This is a genomic window from Yersinia kristensenii (assembly GCF_900460525.1).
Classification (GTDB): domain Bacteria; phylum Pseudomonadota; class Gammaproteobacteria; order Enterobacterales; family Enterobacteriaceae; genus Yersinia; species Yersinia kristensenii.
This window is the reverse complement of sequence record NZ_UHIY01000001.1, coordinates 905,920-922,016: the sequence shown is the minus strand read 5'-3', so window position 1 is coordinate 922,016 and position 16,097 is coordinate 905,920. Positions and strand designations below refer to the sequence as shown.

The following is a 16,097-nucleotide window of genomic DNA, read 5'->3' as shown; positions in this document are numbered from 1 at the left end:
TTTCATCAGAAGCTATATTTTAGCGAACCGACAAAGGTGCGCTCTTGCCCCGGATAACAGCTGGTGGCGTCATCGCAGGTTCCCACATAGCTGTGGTTTAACAGGTTCTGGACATTGAAGCCTACGGCAACATGCTGATTTACCTGGTATTTGGCTCCAGCATCAACCAGCGCGAAATTCTTGACCTCAATGGTATTGGCGTTGTCACCATACATGCTACCGACATAGCGCACACCAGAACTGAGCTGCAAACCATCAAAAATCCCCTGATGGAACCCATAGCTCAGCCAGGTTGATGCCATATGTTTAGGAACATTGGCCTGCTGCTTGCCACGATCGCCATTGTTACTTTTGGTGATTTCGGTGCTGGTGTAGGTATAGGACGCCAGTAAATCCAGATTTTGCGTCAGTTTCATGGTCGTTTCTGCTTCAATACCGCGCGAATTCACTTCTCCCGCGGCCACCAGATAACCGGTCGCGACATTGTTGACTATTTCATTAGTCAGCACGTTGGTTTTGGTAATATCGAATGCGGCAAGGGTCATCAACAGATTGCTATCTGGCTGATATTTAACACCTATTTCATATTGATGCGCTTCACTCGGATCAAAGGTGTGGTTTTTGCTGTCCACGCCGCTGTTGGGGACGAAAGATTCGGCGTAGCTGATATAAGGCGCAAGCCCATTATCAGCGAGGTAGGTTAAGCCCGCGCGCCCAGTCCATACCCCTTTGTCTACCCAACTGGTGGTGGTTTTCAGATTATTAACCGTGCTCATGCTCACATCATCATGACGCCCGCCCAGTGTTACCAGCCACTTCGGCGTTAGCGATATTTGATCCTGCATATACAGGCCCAACTGCGCAGTGGTTTGGTCATTATTGTTCAGGGCATAGGTAGGGTCAGCAATTGGCAAACCATAAACCGGGTGATAAATATTCAGCGCAGGGGCCGCCGCGCCAAAGCGCTTCGCATTCCCCTCCATACGGCTGTAATCAAGGCCGACTAACAAAGTATGCTCAATGGAGGCGGTAGCAAAATCCGCCTGCAACTGGTTATCAATGTTAAAAGCTCTCATATGCTCGTCAAAGCGGATTGCGTTGCGCGATACAGTGCCTTTATCAAAATCAATTGCGCCCGGTAACAAGTTATTCAAAATGGTGTCTGTCTGCCCATAACGCACATTCTGGCGAACCTGGACAACATCATTAACTTGATGATTTAACTCATAACCTACGGTGAACTGTTCTTGCTGGAAGTGGTTGTAGCTGTAATCGCCAAGCAGTGTGTCGGTCACTATGCCGCCTGGCTTAGTCAGCACTGCAACCGTGCCGCCAGAGGTGTCCCGTAGATAATCTGCTCGGAGGGTCAAACTGGTATCGGCATTAGGCAACCAGGTTAATGACGGGGCCAGATAGACGCGGTTATCCTCCACACTCGGCCCATTGTGATACTTAAATTGGGTATCACTGTCACGGGCGACTCCGATCAGGCGATAGAGATAATGGCCATCATCATCAATTTTATCAGTGGTATCAAACCGCACTTGTCGGCGATTAAAGTTACCTAACTCGGTTTCTACCTCATGCACGCTCTTCGCCGATGGTTGCTTGCTGATGCGGTTAACAATACCGCCAGCATCGCCAAGACCAAACAGGGTCGATGACGGGCCACGGACAATATCAATACGTTCGAGGGCATAAGGCTCAGTGCGGAAATAGCTATAACTATTATTGAGTTGGCGTAAACCGTCGCGATAATCATTGGTGGTCAGAGCATTGAATCCGCGAATGTAAATCCAATCATAACCTTTGGGGTCAACACCGTAGGTTTCAGTTTTGACACCCGGAACATAGCGCAGCGCTTCTGTAACACTTTGCACATTTTGTTGGTCCATACGTTCGCGGGTAATGACCGAAACAGACTGAGGCACTTTTAGCAGCGGCGTATCGGTTTTGGTGGCGGAGTTGCTTTGCTGCGGCACTGTGCTGTTAGCCCCAGATTGCGCAGTCACTGTCAGGGTATCGGCGGAGGCCGACAGGCGCGTGATAATCACCGTGCCATTTTCTATATTAAAGCTCAGACCGCTGCCGCTTAATAGCCTCTGCAATGCCATCTGGAGAGTCATATTGCCTTGCAGTGCGGGAGCCGTTTTCTGTGCCACCAATTCCGGCGTCACGATCAGTTGTACGCCGTTCTGCTGTGCCACGGCATTGAGTGAGGCGATTAATGGCTGGGCTGGTAGCGAAACTGACAACGTGGCAGCACTCATTACCATCGGTGAAAAGACGCCCAACGTGACGGCTGCCATACCGGACCTCACGCGAGCACTCTGATAAAGCGTAAAAAGAGTCATGCAATTTTCCCCAGAAAAAAAAGAAATAAGAATCATTATCTTTCTGAAGACGAGGCTGATGCCAAAACCCTGACGTCGCGCTAAAAATATTTTTATCTTTTTTCTGGCGTTCAACGCGCCTGTATTTGCGTTTTGCCCGACTGAGTCGTGAGTTTCACCGGGAGGACTTTCGGCAGTACATGAACAAAGCTATCAATACGGTGCACATCAAAACTCCCACTGATACGCATTGCCGCTACTTTACTGTCCCCGAGGCGGTAAGGCATGTCGCCGTAGCGGGCGAACTCGGCTAAGGCCAAATCTAGCGGTGTACTATCGAAAACGACCCGTGATTGCCGCCAATCCGCGATAACTCCGGTGGTAGCTGATGGCTGGCGAGTCAGCTTGCCGTTGACATCACTTATTGCCCGCTGGGAGGCGCGTAACACCAGTATGTGGCTGTCCTCCGTGGCAAACCGCAGCTTAGCCATCGCGCGCCAGAAGGTATTTTCCCACCAGGTGCGCTGCCCAACACGCACCGCACCGCTGCTGACTTCAACTGCCACACCGTTGCCGCTCATCGAATGCGGAATATAGCGAACGCCAAACTCGGTGCCTAAAACCGTCAAACGTGACGGCCCGCTCAGCACAATAAAAGGCTGATCAGCAAGATGGCGGACTTGAAAATAGGCCTGGCCCTTACTCATGGTCACTTCTCGGCGCTGGGGATAATAAGCAACTTGTAGTTGGGTATCCGCATCAAGAGTGAGCAAGGTGCCGTCAGGAAGAGTCAGCTGTTTGGTTTCTCCACGTGCGGTTTGAACCAACGCGGTCATTGATGGAGGAGCAAGCCACTGGCTAGCGGGCCAAATCAGCACCAATAACATTAGCCCTAATAATAGCGGCCCTAATAACCGCGGTGCTGCGGAGAACGGCGACCAGCGCCGGAAAAAGGATTGAGTGGCAGGGGAAGCTTTACTCGGCAAGGAGCTACGCAGTTGTGCAATGTTCTCTTTTGGCAACTGGCCAACAGTTTGCCAAAGTTGCTCCATTTGCTGATAACGAGCCGCATTTTCGCCCTGCAATAACCACTCTTCAAACTGTCGCTGCTCACGGGCTGATAATCTATTTTGTTGTTTTGTTAGCCAGTGTAATGCTTGCTCGTCTGCCACCAAATACTGATCATTGCTGTTATTCATGGCGATCATCCTCACTTTTTTTGCCGACTTTCTTGTCGCGCCATTCTTGTTGCTGCCAACTTTCGTTACTCACTCGGCAAGCCAGCATTGCTCGAATAATATGCTTCTCGACCATATTGATGGATATTCCCATCTGGCTGGCGACCTCTTTTTGTGACAATCCATCAAATCGATGCAGGATAAAAGCTTCACGGCAGCGGGGAGGCAGAGCCTCAATAGTTTGGGTCATTAAAGCATTATACTGACTTTCTTCAATTAATTCGTAAGGTTGAAGATAAGACGGAGCAGCAAAATCTGACTCATCGGCTTCTTCCGAGGGTTCATGAATATGAGTATCGGGGCGGCGGTAGTGGTCAATCAGCAAATTGCGGGCGATGCGATACAGCAAACTGCGGTGAGAGCGAATCGGCAGGGGTACCGTCAACGCCCGAATAAAAGTTTCTTGGGCCAAGTCCTCCGCATGATCGCGGTTGCGCAGCTTCCGATTAATAAATCGATATAATTCAGTATAATACTTTTCGAAAGCAGGCACTTTTTTCTCAGAACAGGGAGGAAGAATAAGTTGTGATAATCATCTTAAACATAATAATTCTTTTTACAAATGATAATCATTTATATAAAAGTGTGAAATGTTGATGTTATGGCTCATCGATGTTGTCTTGGCGAACAACCAATAACCCGCGACCGGTTTTATTGGTACAGCCGTGGTCCGTGAACTGTCAGCCGCTGGGCATCAGGTTCTTGGGCTGACACGAAGTCAACAGGGCGCAGATTCGCTTGCCGCCGCAGGTGTCGAGGCACATCTTGGCGATATTGAAGATTTTAATAGTTTACAACGTGGCGCGGATTTAGCGGACGCGGTGATCCACACCGCTTTCAACCACGACTTTTTCACTTTTGTGGCGAATTGTGCAAGAGACCGACAGGCGATCGAGGCCATGGGTGCAGCGCTGAAAGGATCGCAGCGACCACTGATCATCACCTCCGGTGTTGGTATGGGGGCGATCGGAGCTAATACTTTGGCGGTTGAAGATTATTTCAATTCCGCTCACTCAAACCCGCGTAAGGCGTCGGAACTGGTCGGTATTGCTGTTACCCAGCATCCCGGCTGGCACTTCACCGGTGTCGATCCTTCGCCTGATATGCTCGCTATCTGTGCTGAGAAATTGCAACGCGAAGGCCTTAGCAACCGATGCACCCTAATTGAAGGCTATCTGGATGATGTGCCCGTCAGTGGTGACTATGATGTCGCCCTGTGTTTGTTAGTCATCCATTTTATTCAGGATGCTCAGCGTCTGGGAATTTATTCACAGATGAACGCTCAGTTGGCTCCAGGTGGAAGAATGATCGCGGCTGAAATTGCCGGAGATATGCAAGCTGATGATTTTGATGAAAAAATGGCGATGTGGGCAGCAATGCATTCTGTTGCCAGCAACACTGAGCGTGATGCACAAGAAATCAAAGCGCAGTTGCGTGAGCGTTTGTTGTTATTGGCTCCGGAACAAACCGAGCAGTTAATCGCCGCGTCCGGTTTTAATCCGCCACAGCGCTTCTTCCAGTCGTTACTGATTCATGGCTGGACGGCGAAAAAGCAAAAAACCAGCCGTTAAGCTGGTTTCTTTAAATAGTGGTGCCCGGACTCGGAATCGAACCAAGGACACGGGGATTTTCAATCCCCTGCTCTACCGACTGAGCTATCCGGGCAACGGGGCGCATTAAACCGTATTGGCCGCTGATCGTCAACGAATTTATAGCTTAAAACCACTAAAACTGTGTTGATCGCTCTCTTTTCAGGCAAAAAAGGAAAAGTCTTCACAAATTGGCCTAAAATTTTACCCCCACGCCGCTTAGCTCAATGCACCATTTTTTCGGCATTGAGCGACTTCCAATACATCTTCTGCCAGGCGTTTAGCGACTTCAACATCGACCAGTTGGCGTTTTACCAGCAACTTGCTCAGGCAACCTTCCAAAATCAACTCCATTTGCTGGGCGACCATCTCGGCATCATCAGCCTCCATCTCTCTTAGCAATTCCAGCGTATAGTGCAGCGAGGCTTCTTTTTGCTGCTCCGCCAATTGGTGGATAGGGTGGGCATCCTCGGGATAGAAGCTACAGGCCGCAATAAACAGGCAACCGGGATAGCGCTGGTTTTGGACTTGTTCACTGAGTGTTTGATAGCGCGCCAGTAGCTTTTGTTTCGGCGATAATGTCTCATCCAGCTGCAATTGACGCCGCCAGGTATCGATCTGCTGACCATGGTAGCGCAGGCAATCGTACAGCAATGCTTCGCGGTCTGGCCAGAAACGGGCCAGATCACTGACTTCGACGGAGACTTCTTTTGCCAGCATTTCCAGCGTAGTATTTGCCAGCCCTTTCTGTTCTAACAGATTGAGCGCACAGCTTAAAACTTGTTCGCGTTGCACGTTGCTCTCCTCCAACCTCTTCCCGGCAAGTATGGTTTTCCACTGCTGATTACGCAAATAAATGCATTGGCACTTTCTGCCAGCAGCCTCTGTACCTTATCACTACTACAGCCCGATTTTTCTAATTCTTTACCACTGAGTTATTAGCCAAACTATAACGGTAAGCTTATCGCATGATTTTTGTGGTTTCGCAGTCTGTGAAGCGGGGCGCATTTTATGGCGCATCTGCTTGCCATAGAGGAGCGGCGCTATACTAATAAGCATCCCGCTATCTTGGGCGGCAGCGGGTCGCTGATGAGATTGAATCATTTATGAAAATAGTCATTGCTCCAGACTCTTATAAAGAAAGTTTATCCGCGTTGGATGTTGCTGTGCAGATTGAAGCGGGTTTTCGTACCCAATTTCCTGACGCACAATATATCAAGCTGCCAGTTGCTGATGGCGGCGAAGGCACGGTAGAAGCTATGGTTGCGGCTACGGCCGGTCGAGTTATTAAGACCACTGTGACCGGGCCGTTGGGGGCAAAAATTGATGCCTTTTACGGCATATCCGGTGATAAAAAATGTGCATTTATTGAAATGGCTGCTGCCAGTGGGCTAGAGCTTGTCCCTCCATCTTTGCGTAACCCGTTGAAAACCACCTCTTATGGTACCGGTGAATTGATTTGCAATGCGCTTGATCAGGGCGTGAAACAGATCATTATCGGCATTGGAGGCAGTGCCACCAATGATGGTGGTGCGGGGATGGCACAGGCGCTGGGTATCAAGTTGCTGGATAAGCAAGGGAAGCAACTTGGCTTTGGCGGCGGTAAGCTGATTGAGTTGGCCGCGATTGATATTTCAGGGTGCGATCCGCGGATTAAACAGTGCCAAATCGATGTGGCTTGTGATGTCACCAACCCACTGACGGGGCGGGCAGGGGCTTCTGCTGTTTTCGGCCCGCAGAAAGGGGCCACACCTACTATGGTTGCTCAACTGGATGAGGGGCTACGGCATTATGCCGAGGTGATTAAACGCAATCTGGATGTCGATGTTGACCAGGTTGAAGGGGCGGGTGCGGCAGGGGGACTAGGTGCGGCGTTACTGGCTTTTTGCGGCGCGACCCTCAGTCCGGGGATTGATATTGTGACCGATGCGTTGGGGCTGGATGCTTTAGTCCGCGATGCCACTTTTGTCATTACCGGAGAAGGGCGGATGGATAGCCAAACCATTCACGGCAAAGTGCCTATCGGTGTCGCCAGAGTGGCCAAGCGTTATAACAAACCGGTGATTGGGATTGCCGGTAGCCTGACCGACGATGTGGATGTGGTGTATGAGCACGGATTGGATGCGATTTTTAGTGTGATTTACCGTGTTTGCACTCTGGAGCAAGCGCTGGATGATGCAGCAGACAATGTGTTCAGGACTGCGCGTAATATTGCTGCAACCTTGGCAATAGGCATGGCGGTGGGGAAAGCTAAAAACGAGGGTGAATGAGCCGGACTCAATGCTCATCCACCTAAAAGGATATTAATCAGTTAACAGCTAGCGCGGTAGATTTTGTAAATGCTGCAAGAATTCCGTCGCATTCATAAAACCGGTCACGCTGGCTGCGGGGATTTCATTGCCTTGCGAATCGAAAAACAGGATGGTCGGCAAGCCCAACACATTTAACTGTCTCAACAGCGCGCCATGTTCGGTGCTGTTGGCTGTTACGTCAGCCTGGAGTAATACAGTATCGGCTAGCTGGCGCTGAATCTTGTCATCACTGAAAGTGTATTTTTCAAACTCTTTACAGGCAACACACCAGTCGGCGTATAAATCCAGCATCACCGGCTGACCTTTCGCTTGGGCTAATGCCGCCTGTAACTGAGGTAAATTGGTCACTGACTTAAAACTTAAGTGCTTAATTTCACTCTGTTGTATATGGTTGCCGAAAGCCCAGTCTTGCAGCGGGCGAGCAGCCACCAGTAAGGCGGCCAGCAGCAATAACTGACAAGCTCGCGCCCAACCGGAGTGAGCTTTCAGACTTAATACAAATGCCCAGCCGAAGAAGGCGATCGCCAGCAAGCTCCATAAACGTAAGCCCCAAACATCCCCCAGCACTCTTTCCAGCAAGAACACGGGCAGCGCCAGAATGACAAAGCCGAAAGCTTCTTTGACATATTGCATCCACGGGCCACTGCGCGGGATCAGTTTGTTGCCGAACAGCGTCACAATCACCAGCGGAATACCCATTCCTAAAGCATACAAATATAGTGTTCCGCCACCGGCCAGCATATTACCGCTTTGGGCGATATACAGCAGAATGGCGCTGAGCGGGGCGGTGGTGCACGGCGAGCAAATTAGACCCGCCAGTGCACCCATGGCGAACACACCGGCTAGTGAACCGCCGCGCTGGCTGCTGCTCCATTGCACCAGTCGGGTTTGCAGTGATGAGGGCAATTGCAGCGAATAGAGGCCAAACATCGAGAGCGCCAATAGCACGAACAGCGCTGATAGCCCAATCAATACATAAGGGTGCTGTAGCGCGGCCTGAAATTGCAAGCCTGCCGCCGCAACCACCAGGCCGAGTAAGGTGTAAGTCAGCGCCATTCCTTGCACATATACTACCGCGAGCAGCAATATCCGCCGCTGACTGTGGGGCTTTTCACGCCCGAGAATAATAGCTGAAATCAGCGGGTACATCGGCAAGACACAAGGGGTAAAGGCGATGCCAATACCGATGAGCAACGCCCATAAAGGGGAAAATGGCAGCTCAGTTGGTGCCGGAGTTGTGGTGGCAGCGATTGGCGGCATGGTGACTACGGATGAACCGGCGGTGACAGCGGAGAGCGGAACCACCCGTGTTTCAGGGGGATAGCAGAAACCAGCCTCGGCACAGCCCTGATAAGTCACACTGACACTGGCCTGTTCACCGGCCTGTGTTATCGGGATTTTCAGTGTTAACTGTTGCTTGAAAATGGCAACTTCGCCATAGAATTCATCGTGGTGCGCTATACCCTCCGGCAAGATAAATGTTCCGAGAGTGGCATTTTTGGGCACGATTTTGATTTGCTGGCGATACAGATAATAGTCAGGATGAATCTGCCAACTCAGCGTGAGCTGGTCGCCTTGTTGGCGGAAATCAAAGGCAAAAGCTTGATCGACTGGAATAAACCGGCTCTGGGCGCTTTTGGGGCCCAAAGTGGCATTATCACCAAATAGTGAAGCTTGTGCGCTGTGCGGAGCGAGTAAAATGCTGCACAGCAGCAGAATCAGAGTAATGAAGCGTTGAGCCATGACAGGTAATCTTTATCTCCGTCCCGTACCGGCAGCACCAGCAATTCCGGTGTCTGGTAGGGGTGATGTTGTTTGATATAGCTGAGAAGCGCTTGCTGATGGCCGGTATTGCTCTTGAACAGAAGCTGGACTTCATACTCTTGCTGAAGTTTACCTTCCCAGTAGTAAATCGAGGTCGCACCCGGTAACAACGTAGCGCAGGCGGCCAGTTTTTCCCCCAGAACCTGCGCGGCTAAATCCTGTGCGCTGGCCTCATCAGGTGCGGTGCACAATACCACAATTGCATCACAATCAGACATTTTAACCTCATTGGTAGTGCTGTTCTATGGTGGTGTGGGAAATTTAGAGATAACGCAATGAGTGAAGTCATCGGCTTATAAAACGTACTATACCCTGAAGTCGGGGGAGGTCAGAAGATGATTTATATCACAGTGGAATAGATGCGATGAAGCTCGCAAATGAGAGTGGGGCGCATCGCGCGCCCCATTTACCGATGATAGATTGCAGAACCAGACCGCCCATCACGAAGCCGAAACAAACGGCCAGTGCAACCCCGATGGTTCCTGGGATGAAGAATGGATGGTTGAATACGAAGCGGCCAATACGCGTGGTGCCGGTGTCATCCATTTGTACTGCTGCAACCAGTGTTGGGTAGGTTGGCAGAATGAACAGACCAGAAACCGCTGCGAAAGAAGCAATCGCTGCCAGTGGTGAAACATTCAGTGCCATTGCCATTGGCATCAATGCCTTGGCAGTTGCAGCTTGTGAGTAAAGCAGTGCTGAACAGAAGAAGAAAATAACAGCCAGCAACCATGAGTGAGCTTGAATCAAGCTACCCGCAGTTTCTTTAATCCAGTCCAGGTTGTGTTGTACAAAGGTATCGCCCAACCAGGCTACACCAAGGATACAAATACAAGCACTCATCCCAGCTTTGAAGGTGCTGGAATTCAGTATTGAGTCGGTATCAACTGAACACACCATCGTGGTGATGGTCGCCACACTCAGCATGATGATCAGGATGGCGTTAGTGGTGTTCATCAGTGGTGTTGCCACCAGACCGACACTTGGGCTGTTGATGATGGCATATGCCACAACACACAACACACCCGCCAGGAACAGCAGTACGGAGGTTTTAGCCCGTGGTTTAATCACTTTAACCGTGTCGCCACGTAGAGTGACCAGACCTTCTTCTAAACGTTTTAGATAGACGGGATCATCAGACAGTTTGGAGTTAAAGCACCAGGAAACAATCAGTGACATCACAAACACCGCACATAGGGTGGATGGGATGACTATCATCAGTAAATGTAAGTAGCTGACGCCGTGGCCTTCCATGACGGAAGACATATAGACCACTGCCGCAGAAATTGGGGATGCGGTAATGGCGATTTGTGCGGAAACCACTGCGGTAGACAGTGGGCGGCAAGGTTTGATGCCTTGTTCTTTCGCCACTTCTGCAATCACTGGCAGGGCTGACAGAGAAATGTTACCTGTCCCGGCAAAGATGGTCAGAAAATAAGTGACCAACGGAGCAAGGATGGTGATGTGTTTTGGGTTCTTGCGCAGTAACTTTTCAGTTTGTTGCACCAGATAATCCATACCGCCTGCAACCTGCATTGCAGATATGGCGGCAATAACAGCCATGATAATTGAAATAACATCAAACGGAATGCTGCCGGGTTTGACACCAATAATCGCCAATACCAGAACCCCAATCCCCCCTGCAAAACCGATACCGATACCGCCCAACCTGGCCCCTAAAAAATGGCCAGCAGAACAATGACTAATTCTACGGCTATCATAGTGTTTACTCCTTGATCCAAATGAAAAATTAAAGTTAAAAAGTTGTGTTTGCTAGAAAGTAAAAAGGCACGCTGTCCAGAGGAGCATGCGTGCCTTATAGGGCTACCGGATGATTATTTTATTGTTCATTTTCATCGGTATAACGTTTTGCCTTATAGGCAGGATGCATCAGGTTCTCGACAGAGAAAATATCGTCCAACTCGGCTTCAGTTAATAAGCCGCGTTCCAGAACCACTTCCCGCACATTTTTGCCGGTTTCCGCACAAATCTTGCCCACGATGTCGCCATTATGGTGACCAATGAATGGGTTCAGATAAGTAACGATACCGATAGAGTTAAAGACATAACGCTCGCAGACTTCTTTGTTGGCCGTAATGCCATTGATGCATTTTTCCAACAGGTTGTAACAAGCATTTGTCAGGATGTGGATGGACTCAAACATAGCCTGGCCAATCACCGGCTCCATGACGTTCAATTGGAGCTGACCTGCTTCGGCCGCCATAGTAATGCAAGTGTCGTTACCGATCACCTTAAAACAAACCTGGTTAACAACTTCAGGGATCACCGGGTTTACTTTTGCCGGCATGATGGAAGAACCGGCCTGCAATTCTGGTAGATTGATTTCATTCAGACCTGTGCGTGGGCCAGAAGAGAGCAAACGTAAGTCGTTGCAGATTTTTGACATCTTAACAGCCAGACGTTTCAGTGCGCTGTGCACCATCACGTAAGCACCACAGTCAGAGGTCGCTTCAATCAAATCTTCGGCCGGAACACAAGCCAACCCACTGATTTCAGATAGTTTTTGTATCGCCAGCTGTGAGTAACCTTCTGGTGTATTCAGAGCAGTACCGATGGCTGTGGCACCTAGGTTAACTTCTAACAGCAACTCTGCGGTACGTTGCAGATTTTTGGTTTCTTCTTTTAATAACACCGCGAAGGCTTTGAATTCCTGCCCCAGTGTCATTGGTACTGCATCCTGCAATTGGGTACGGCCCATTTTCAAGATTTTTTCGAATTCTTTGGATTTTCTTTCGAAGCCTTCTTTTAACTGATTGATAGCATCAATGAGCTTCATGATGGAAGCATAAACCGCAATGCGGAAGCCGGTTGGATAGGCATCGTTAGTGGACTGACATTTATTCAGATGGTCGTTAGGGTTAAGGTATTGATATTCCCCCTTCTGGTGCCCCATCAGTTCCAGGCCGATATTGGCCAGAACTTCATTGGTATTCATGTTTAAAGAAGTACCGGCGCCGCCTTGGAACACGTCAACCGGGAACTGATCCATACATTTCCCTTTATCCAGAACTTCGTCACATGCCTGAATAATGACATCAGCAATTTTGCGTGGGATGGTATGCAACTCTTTGTTCGCCATCGCCGCTGCTTTTTTTACCATGACCATGCCGCGTACAAATTCTGGCACATCACTGATCTTGCTGTTACTGATATAGAAGTTTTCAATCGCACGCAGGGTATGAACACCGTAGTAAGCCTCTGCGGGGACTTCTCGTGTACCTAACAGGTCTTCTTCAATACGAATGTTATTTGACATGAGAACCTTCTCTAATCTGCTGTCTTGTTTTGTATTTGTTAACTGCATTATGTCGCCGTGAGCAATTATGATGCGGAAATGAACCTTGAGTACGGAAAGATTAACCATTCATCTTATTGCTGACAGGATCATATGCTGCTTAGTGATAAAAAGCCTTGAACTAGGATCACTATATGGCCGGAATTAATTGAGATGATCTGATATCTGTGATTTCTCTCACAGTTGTACTAATCAGTAATAAAAGTATGCACCTAACTTGAAAAGCGATTCAACCACCACCATTTTATTAGGGTCGACCCTCGTTGAAGGGGGCGCTGACGCTGAAATCCGCTAATAAAGGAAAAAACAGAGTCAGCGCCAGCCGGGTCAAGGTTTTCATGGTATCTGTCAGTCAGGTTCATCCTGATGAGAGGTACTGAATGATTGGAATAAGGAGAATGCGGTGCGTTGGTTACCGTTAGCGCTGATATTTTTATTGGCATATATAGAAATATCGATATTTATCAAGGTCGCAGCCGTATTGGGTGTGATGGTTACCCTATTGTTGGTGGTCTTCAGTTCCTGTGTGGGGATATCTCTGGTGCGCAATCAGGGGATAAAAACTTTCATGCAGATGCAACAAAAACTGGCGGCGGGTGAAAGCCCTGCGGCTGAAATGGTGAAAAGTGTCTCACTGGTATTGGCCGGTTTCTTATTATTGATCCCTGGTTTCTTTACCGACTTCATCGGCTTGTTGCTGTTATTACCACCGATTCAAAAATCGTTGACGTTAAAGCTGATGCCACATTTGAATATTTATCGTGGCGGCGGTTTTGGCACGGGCAGTGGCCCTATGGGTGGCGGAAATACCTTTGACGGTGAGTTTCAGCGCAAAGCCGATGACCACTTCATCGTCGAGCATCGTCCGGATGCTGATGATAAATCGACAGATAATCGTTTTAAAGAGGATAAATAAGCCATCCACTTCTCTAATGGGTTGTTTATTAATCATAAATTAATAAAATTAATTTCTAAGCTTTCTTTGGTGGGTCGGCGGAGAGATGGCTAAAATTAGCCCTCTCAGGACAAGAAAAAACTGAAATTTTTTTTGTCCTCTCCCTTGAAGGGATGTGAAGTCGCCCCCATTAAGATAGCCACGGTATCGGTTGTGAAGGCAAGCCGGTACTAATCCTAAACCTGATACGGACCTTCTCAATAGGAGAGCTATCAATGAAAATTCGTCCATTGCATGACCGCGTTATCGTCAAGCGCAAAGAAGTTGAATCCAAATCTGCTGGCGGCATCGTTCTGACTGGCACTGCAGCGGGTAAATCTACCCGTGGTGAAGTTCTGGCTGTCGGCAATGGTCGCATCCTGGATAACGGTGAGATCAAACCACTGGATGTGAAAGTTGGCGACATCGTTATTTTCAACGATGGTTACGGCGTGAAGTCAGAGAAGATCGACCATGAAGAAGTGTTGATCATGTCCGAAAGCGACATTCTGGCAATTGTTGAAGCGTAATTCGCGCTCTCTAATCTTCTGAACTGAACGAGTTAAGGGAAATCATACCAATGGCAGCTAAAGACGTAAAATTCGGTAACGACGCACGCATCAAAATGCTACGCGGCGTAAACATTCTTGCTGATGCAGTAAAAGTGACCCTGGGCCCGAAAGGCCGTAACGTAGTTCTGGACAAGTCTTTTGGCTCCCCAACGATCACCAAAGATGGTGTTTCGGTTGCGCGCGAGATCGAACTGGAAGACAAGTTTGAGAACATGGGTGCACAGATGGTTAAAGAAGTTGCCTCTAAAGCGAACGACGCTGCGGGCGACGGTACCACTACTGCAACGGTATTGGCTCAATCCATTATCACTGAAGGCCTGAAAGCAGTTGCGGCCGGCATGAACCCAATGGACCTGAAACGCGGTATCGACAAAGCAGTTATCGCTGCTGTTGAAGAGCTGAAAAAACTGTCTGTACCTTGCTCTGATTCTAAAGCGATTGCTCAGGTTGGTACCATCTCTGCGAACTCAGACTCAACTGTAGGTGAGCTGATTGCACAAGCGATGGAAAAAGTCGGTAAAGAAGGCGTTATCACCGTTGAAGAAGGTTCAGGCCTGCAAGACGAGCTAGACGTAGTAGAAGGTATGCAGTTCGATCGTGGCTACCTGTCTCCTTACTTCATCAATAAACCAGAAACTGGTTCTATTGAACTTGAAAGCCCATTCATCCTGTTGGCTGACAAGAAAATCTCTAACATCCGCGAAATGCTGCCAGTTCTGGAAGCCGTAGCAAAAGCCGGTAAACCACTGCTGATCATTGCAGAAGACGTTGAAGGCGAAGCCTTGGCGACTCTGGTGGTTAACACCATGCGCGGTATCGTTAAAGTGGCTGCGGTTAAAGCACCTGGTTTCGGCGACCGTCGTAAAGCTATGCTGCAAGACATCGCTACCCTGACTTCTGGTACCGTTATTTCTGAAGAAATCGGTCTGGAACTGGAAAAAACCACTCTGGAAGATCTGGGTCAGGCGAAACGTGTTGTTATCAACAAAGACACGACTATCATTATCGATGGCGTAGGCGACGAAGCTGCGATTCAGGGCCGTGTTGCTCAGATCCGTCAGCAAATTGAAGATGCAACTTCTGACTACGACAAAGAAAAACTGCAAGAGCGTGTGGCTAAACTGGCTGGCGGCGTTGCCGTTATCAAAGTTGGCGCTGCAACTGAAGTTGAAATGAAAGAGAAAAAAGCACGCGTTGAAGATGCTCTGCATGCAACCCGTGCTGCGGTAGAAGAAGGCGTGGTTGCTGGTGGTGGTGTTGCACTGATTCGTGCTGCATCTGCTATCACTGCTGCTGGCCTGAAAGGCGACAACGAAGACCAGAACGTCGGTATCAAAGTTGCTCTGCGTGCGATGGAATCCCCACTGCGCCAGATCGTCGTTAACGCCGGTGAAGAAGCTTCTGTTATCGCGAACAACGTTAAAGCGGGTTCAGGTAGCTACGGCTACAACGCGTACAGCGAAGAATACGGCGACATGATCGCGATGGGTATCCTGGATCCAACTAAAGTGACTCGTTCTGCTCTGCAGTACGCAGCCTCTATTGCTGGCCTGATGATCACCACCGAGTGCATGATCACTGATCTGCCACGTGATGACAAAGGCGGTGATATGGGCGCTGGCGGCATGGGTGGTATGGGTGGCATGGGCGGCATGATGTAATGCCCCCCAACCCTATAGCTTCATTGATTGCTGATTAAGCTATAAACCTAAAGCGAGTGGGGTAACCTGCTCGCTTTTTTTATGGGAATAAAACCTGCTATACACTAACACCTGTCATAACCTGGCCTCGTCCATGTTTTATACCCGTCATACTTCAAGCTGCATGTGCGTTGATTACTTTCTTGAGTAAGCTTATAGGGGATTTACTCAATTGCTGGCTTCCTGCAACTCGAATTATTTAGGGCATATACTCAGCCTTTTCTGATTCACATTTTGCAAACTCGCGCCCTAAAAGCAGTTTTATTTTGCTCTGTGTGA

General features: G+C 49.1%; 12 protein-coding genes, 1 tRNA gene and 1 pseudogene. 5 read left to right on the top strand and 9 right to left on the bottom strand.

The features are described from left to right. Nucleotides 1-5: 5 nt before the first annotated feature. From DX162_RS04285 to DX162_RS04275, 3 genes are all read right to left on the bottom strand, one after another. The gene (locus DX162_RS04285; protein WP_071777659.1) at nt 6-2,354 is read right to left on the bottom strand and encodes a TonB-dependent siderophore receptor; all 2,349 of its coding nucleotides are present in this window, start codon (nt 2,352-2,354) and stop codon (nt 6-8) included. A 110-nt stretch (nt 2,355-2,464) separates the two neighbouring features. Further along, nucleotides 2,465-3,532: a FecR family protein gene (locus DX162_RS04280; RefSeq protein ID WP_032820421.1), complete on the bottom strand. Its 1,068-nt coding sequence runs from the start codon at nt 3,530-3,532 to the stop codon at nt 2,465-2,467. Further along, nucleotides 3,525-4,064, bottom strand: coding sequence for an RNA polymerase sigma factor (locus DX162_RS04275; protein WP_004391812.1), 540 nt, complete (start codon nt 4,062-4,064; stop codon nt 3,525-3,527). The genes DX162_RS04280 and DX162_RS04275 overlap by 8 nt, the downstream gene beginning before the upstream one ends. A 160-nt stretch (nt 4,065-4,224) precedes the next feature. On the opposite strand from DX162_RS04275, the gene DX162_RS04270 reads away from it, so the two are divergent. Further along, complete coding sequence (locus tag DX162_RS04270) at nt 4,225-5,142, top strand: class I SAM-dependent methyltransferase (RefSeq protein ID WP_080548334.1); 918 nt, start codon at nt 4,225-4,227, stop codon at nt 5,140-5,142. An 18-nt stretch (nt 5,143-5,160) separates the two neighbouring features. On the opposite strand, the gene DX162_RS04265 is transcribed toward DX162_RS04270, so the two are convergent. Both DX162_RS04265 and DX162_RS04260 read right to left on the bottom strand, forming a co-directional pair. Beyond that, nucleotides 5,161-5,236, bottom strand: a tRNA-Phe gene (locus DX162_RS04265). Nucleotides 5,237-5,379: 143 nt separating this feature from the next. Next, on the bottom strand, nt 5,380-5,955 hold the full coding sequence (locus DX162_RS04260; protein ID WP_004391814.1) for a transcriptional regulator: 576 nt from the start codon (nt 5,953-5,955) through the stop codon (nt 5,380-5,382). Between the two features lie 311 nt (nt 5,956-6,266). Here DX162_RS04260 and DX162_RS04250 point away from each other — a divergent pair, with 311 nt between their 5' ends. Further along, nucleotides 6,267-7,430, top strand: a complete 1,164-nt coding sequence (locus DX162_RS04250; RefSeq protein ID WP_004391815.1) for a glycerate kinase — start codon at nt 6,267-6,269, stop codon at nt 7,428-7,430. A 48-nt stretch (nt 7,431-7,478) separates the two neighbouring features. Here the strand turns inward: DX162_RS04250 and DX162_RS04245 are convergent, their stop codons facing one another. The 4 genes and pseudogenes from DX162_RS04245 to aspA form a co-directional block, all read right to left on the bottom strand. Then, a complete protein-coding gene (locus DX162_RS04245) occupies nt 7,479-9,215 on the bottom strand; it encodes a protein-disulfide reductase DsbD (protein WP_032820426.1) in 1,737 nt (578 codons plus the stop codon). Next, complete coding sequence (gene cutA, locus DX162_RS04240) at nt 9,191-9,514, bottom strand: divalent cation tolerance protein CutA (RefSeq protein ID WP_004391819.1); 324 nt, start codon at nt 9,512-9,514, stop codon at nt 9,191-9,193. The genes DX162_RS04245 and cutA overlap by 25 nt, the downstream gene beginning before the upstream one ends. A 205-nt stretch (nt 9,515-9,719) precedes the next feature. Further along, nucleotides 9,720-11,017 (bottom strand): annotated as a pseudogene (locus tag DX162_RS04235) (anaerobic C4-dicarboxylate transporter); the annotation flags it as partial. A 119-nt stretch (nt 11,018-11,136) separates the two neighbouring features. Then, nucleotides 11,137-12,573, bottom strand: a complete 1,437-nt coding sequence (gene aspA / locus DX162_RS04230) for an aspartate ammonia-lyase (protein ID WP_004391821.1) — start codon at nt 12,571-12,573, stop codon at nt 11,137-11,139. A gap of 442 nt (nt 12,574-13,015) precedes the next feature. Here aspA and DX162_RS04225 point away from each other — a divergent pair, with 442 nt between their 5' ends. The 3 genes from DX162_RS04225 to groL all read left to right on the top strand — a co-directional run bounded on the left by DX162_RS04225 (nt 13,016) and on the right by groL (nt 15,779). Further along, the gene (locus DX162_RS04225; RefSeq protein WP_032820427.1) at nt 13,016-13,528 is read left to right on the top strand and encodes an FxsA family protein; all 513 of its coding nucleotides are present in this window, start codon (nt 13,016-13,018) and stop codon (nt 13,526-13,528) included. A gap of 254 nt (nt 13,529-13,782) precedes the next feature. Further along, a complete protein-coding gene (locus tag DX162_RS04220) occupies nt 13,783-14,076 on the top strand; it encodes a co-chaperone GroES (protein WP_004391824.1) in 294 nt (97 codons plus the stop codon). 50 nt (nt 14,077-14,126) lie between these two features. Next, nucleotides 14,127-15,779 carry a chaperonin GroEL gene (gene groL, locus DX162_RS04215; protein WP_049561618.1) on the top strand — a complete coding sequence of 551 codons (1,653 nt, stop codon included), beginning with the start codon at nt 14,127-14,129 and terminating at the stop codon, nt 15,777-15,779. Nucleotides 15,780-16,097: the final 318 nt, after the last annotated feature.

Bases quoted from the DNA above. Each gene is read 5' to 3' on its own strand.
- DX162_RS04285 (WP_071777659.1), bottom strand. From the start codon at position 2,354: ATGACTCTTTTTACGCTTTATCAGAGTGCTCGCGTGAGGTCCGGTATG.
- DX162_RS04280 (WP_032820421.1), bottom strand. From the start codon at position 3,532: ATGAATAACAGCAATGATCAGTATTTGGTGGCAGACGAGCAAGCATTA.
- DX162_RS04250 (WP_004391815.1), top strand. From the start codon at position 6,267: ATGAAAATAGTCATTGCTCCAGACTCTTATAAAGAAAGTTTATCCGCG.
- DX162_RS04245 (WP_032820426.1), bottom strand. From the start codon at position 9,215: ATGGCTCAACGCTTCATTACTCTGATTCTGCTGCTGTGCAGCATTTTA.
- cutA (WP_004391819.1), bottom strand. From the start codon at position 9,514: ATGTCTGATTGTGATGCAATTGTGGTATTGTGCACCGCACCTGATGAG.
- aspA (WP_004391821.1), bottom strand. From the start codon at position 12,573: ATGTCAAATAACATTCGTATTGAAGAAGACCTGTTAGGTACACGAGAA.
- DX162_RS04220 (WP_004391824.1), top strand. From the start codon at position 13,783: ATGAAAATTCGTCCATTGCATGACCGCGTTATCGTCAAGCGCAAAGAA.
- groL (WP_049561618.1), top strand. From the start codon at position 14,127: ATGGCAGCTAAAGACGTAAAATTCGGTAACGACGCACGCATCAAAATG.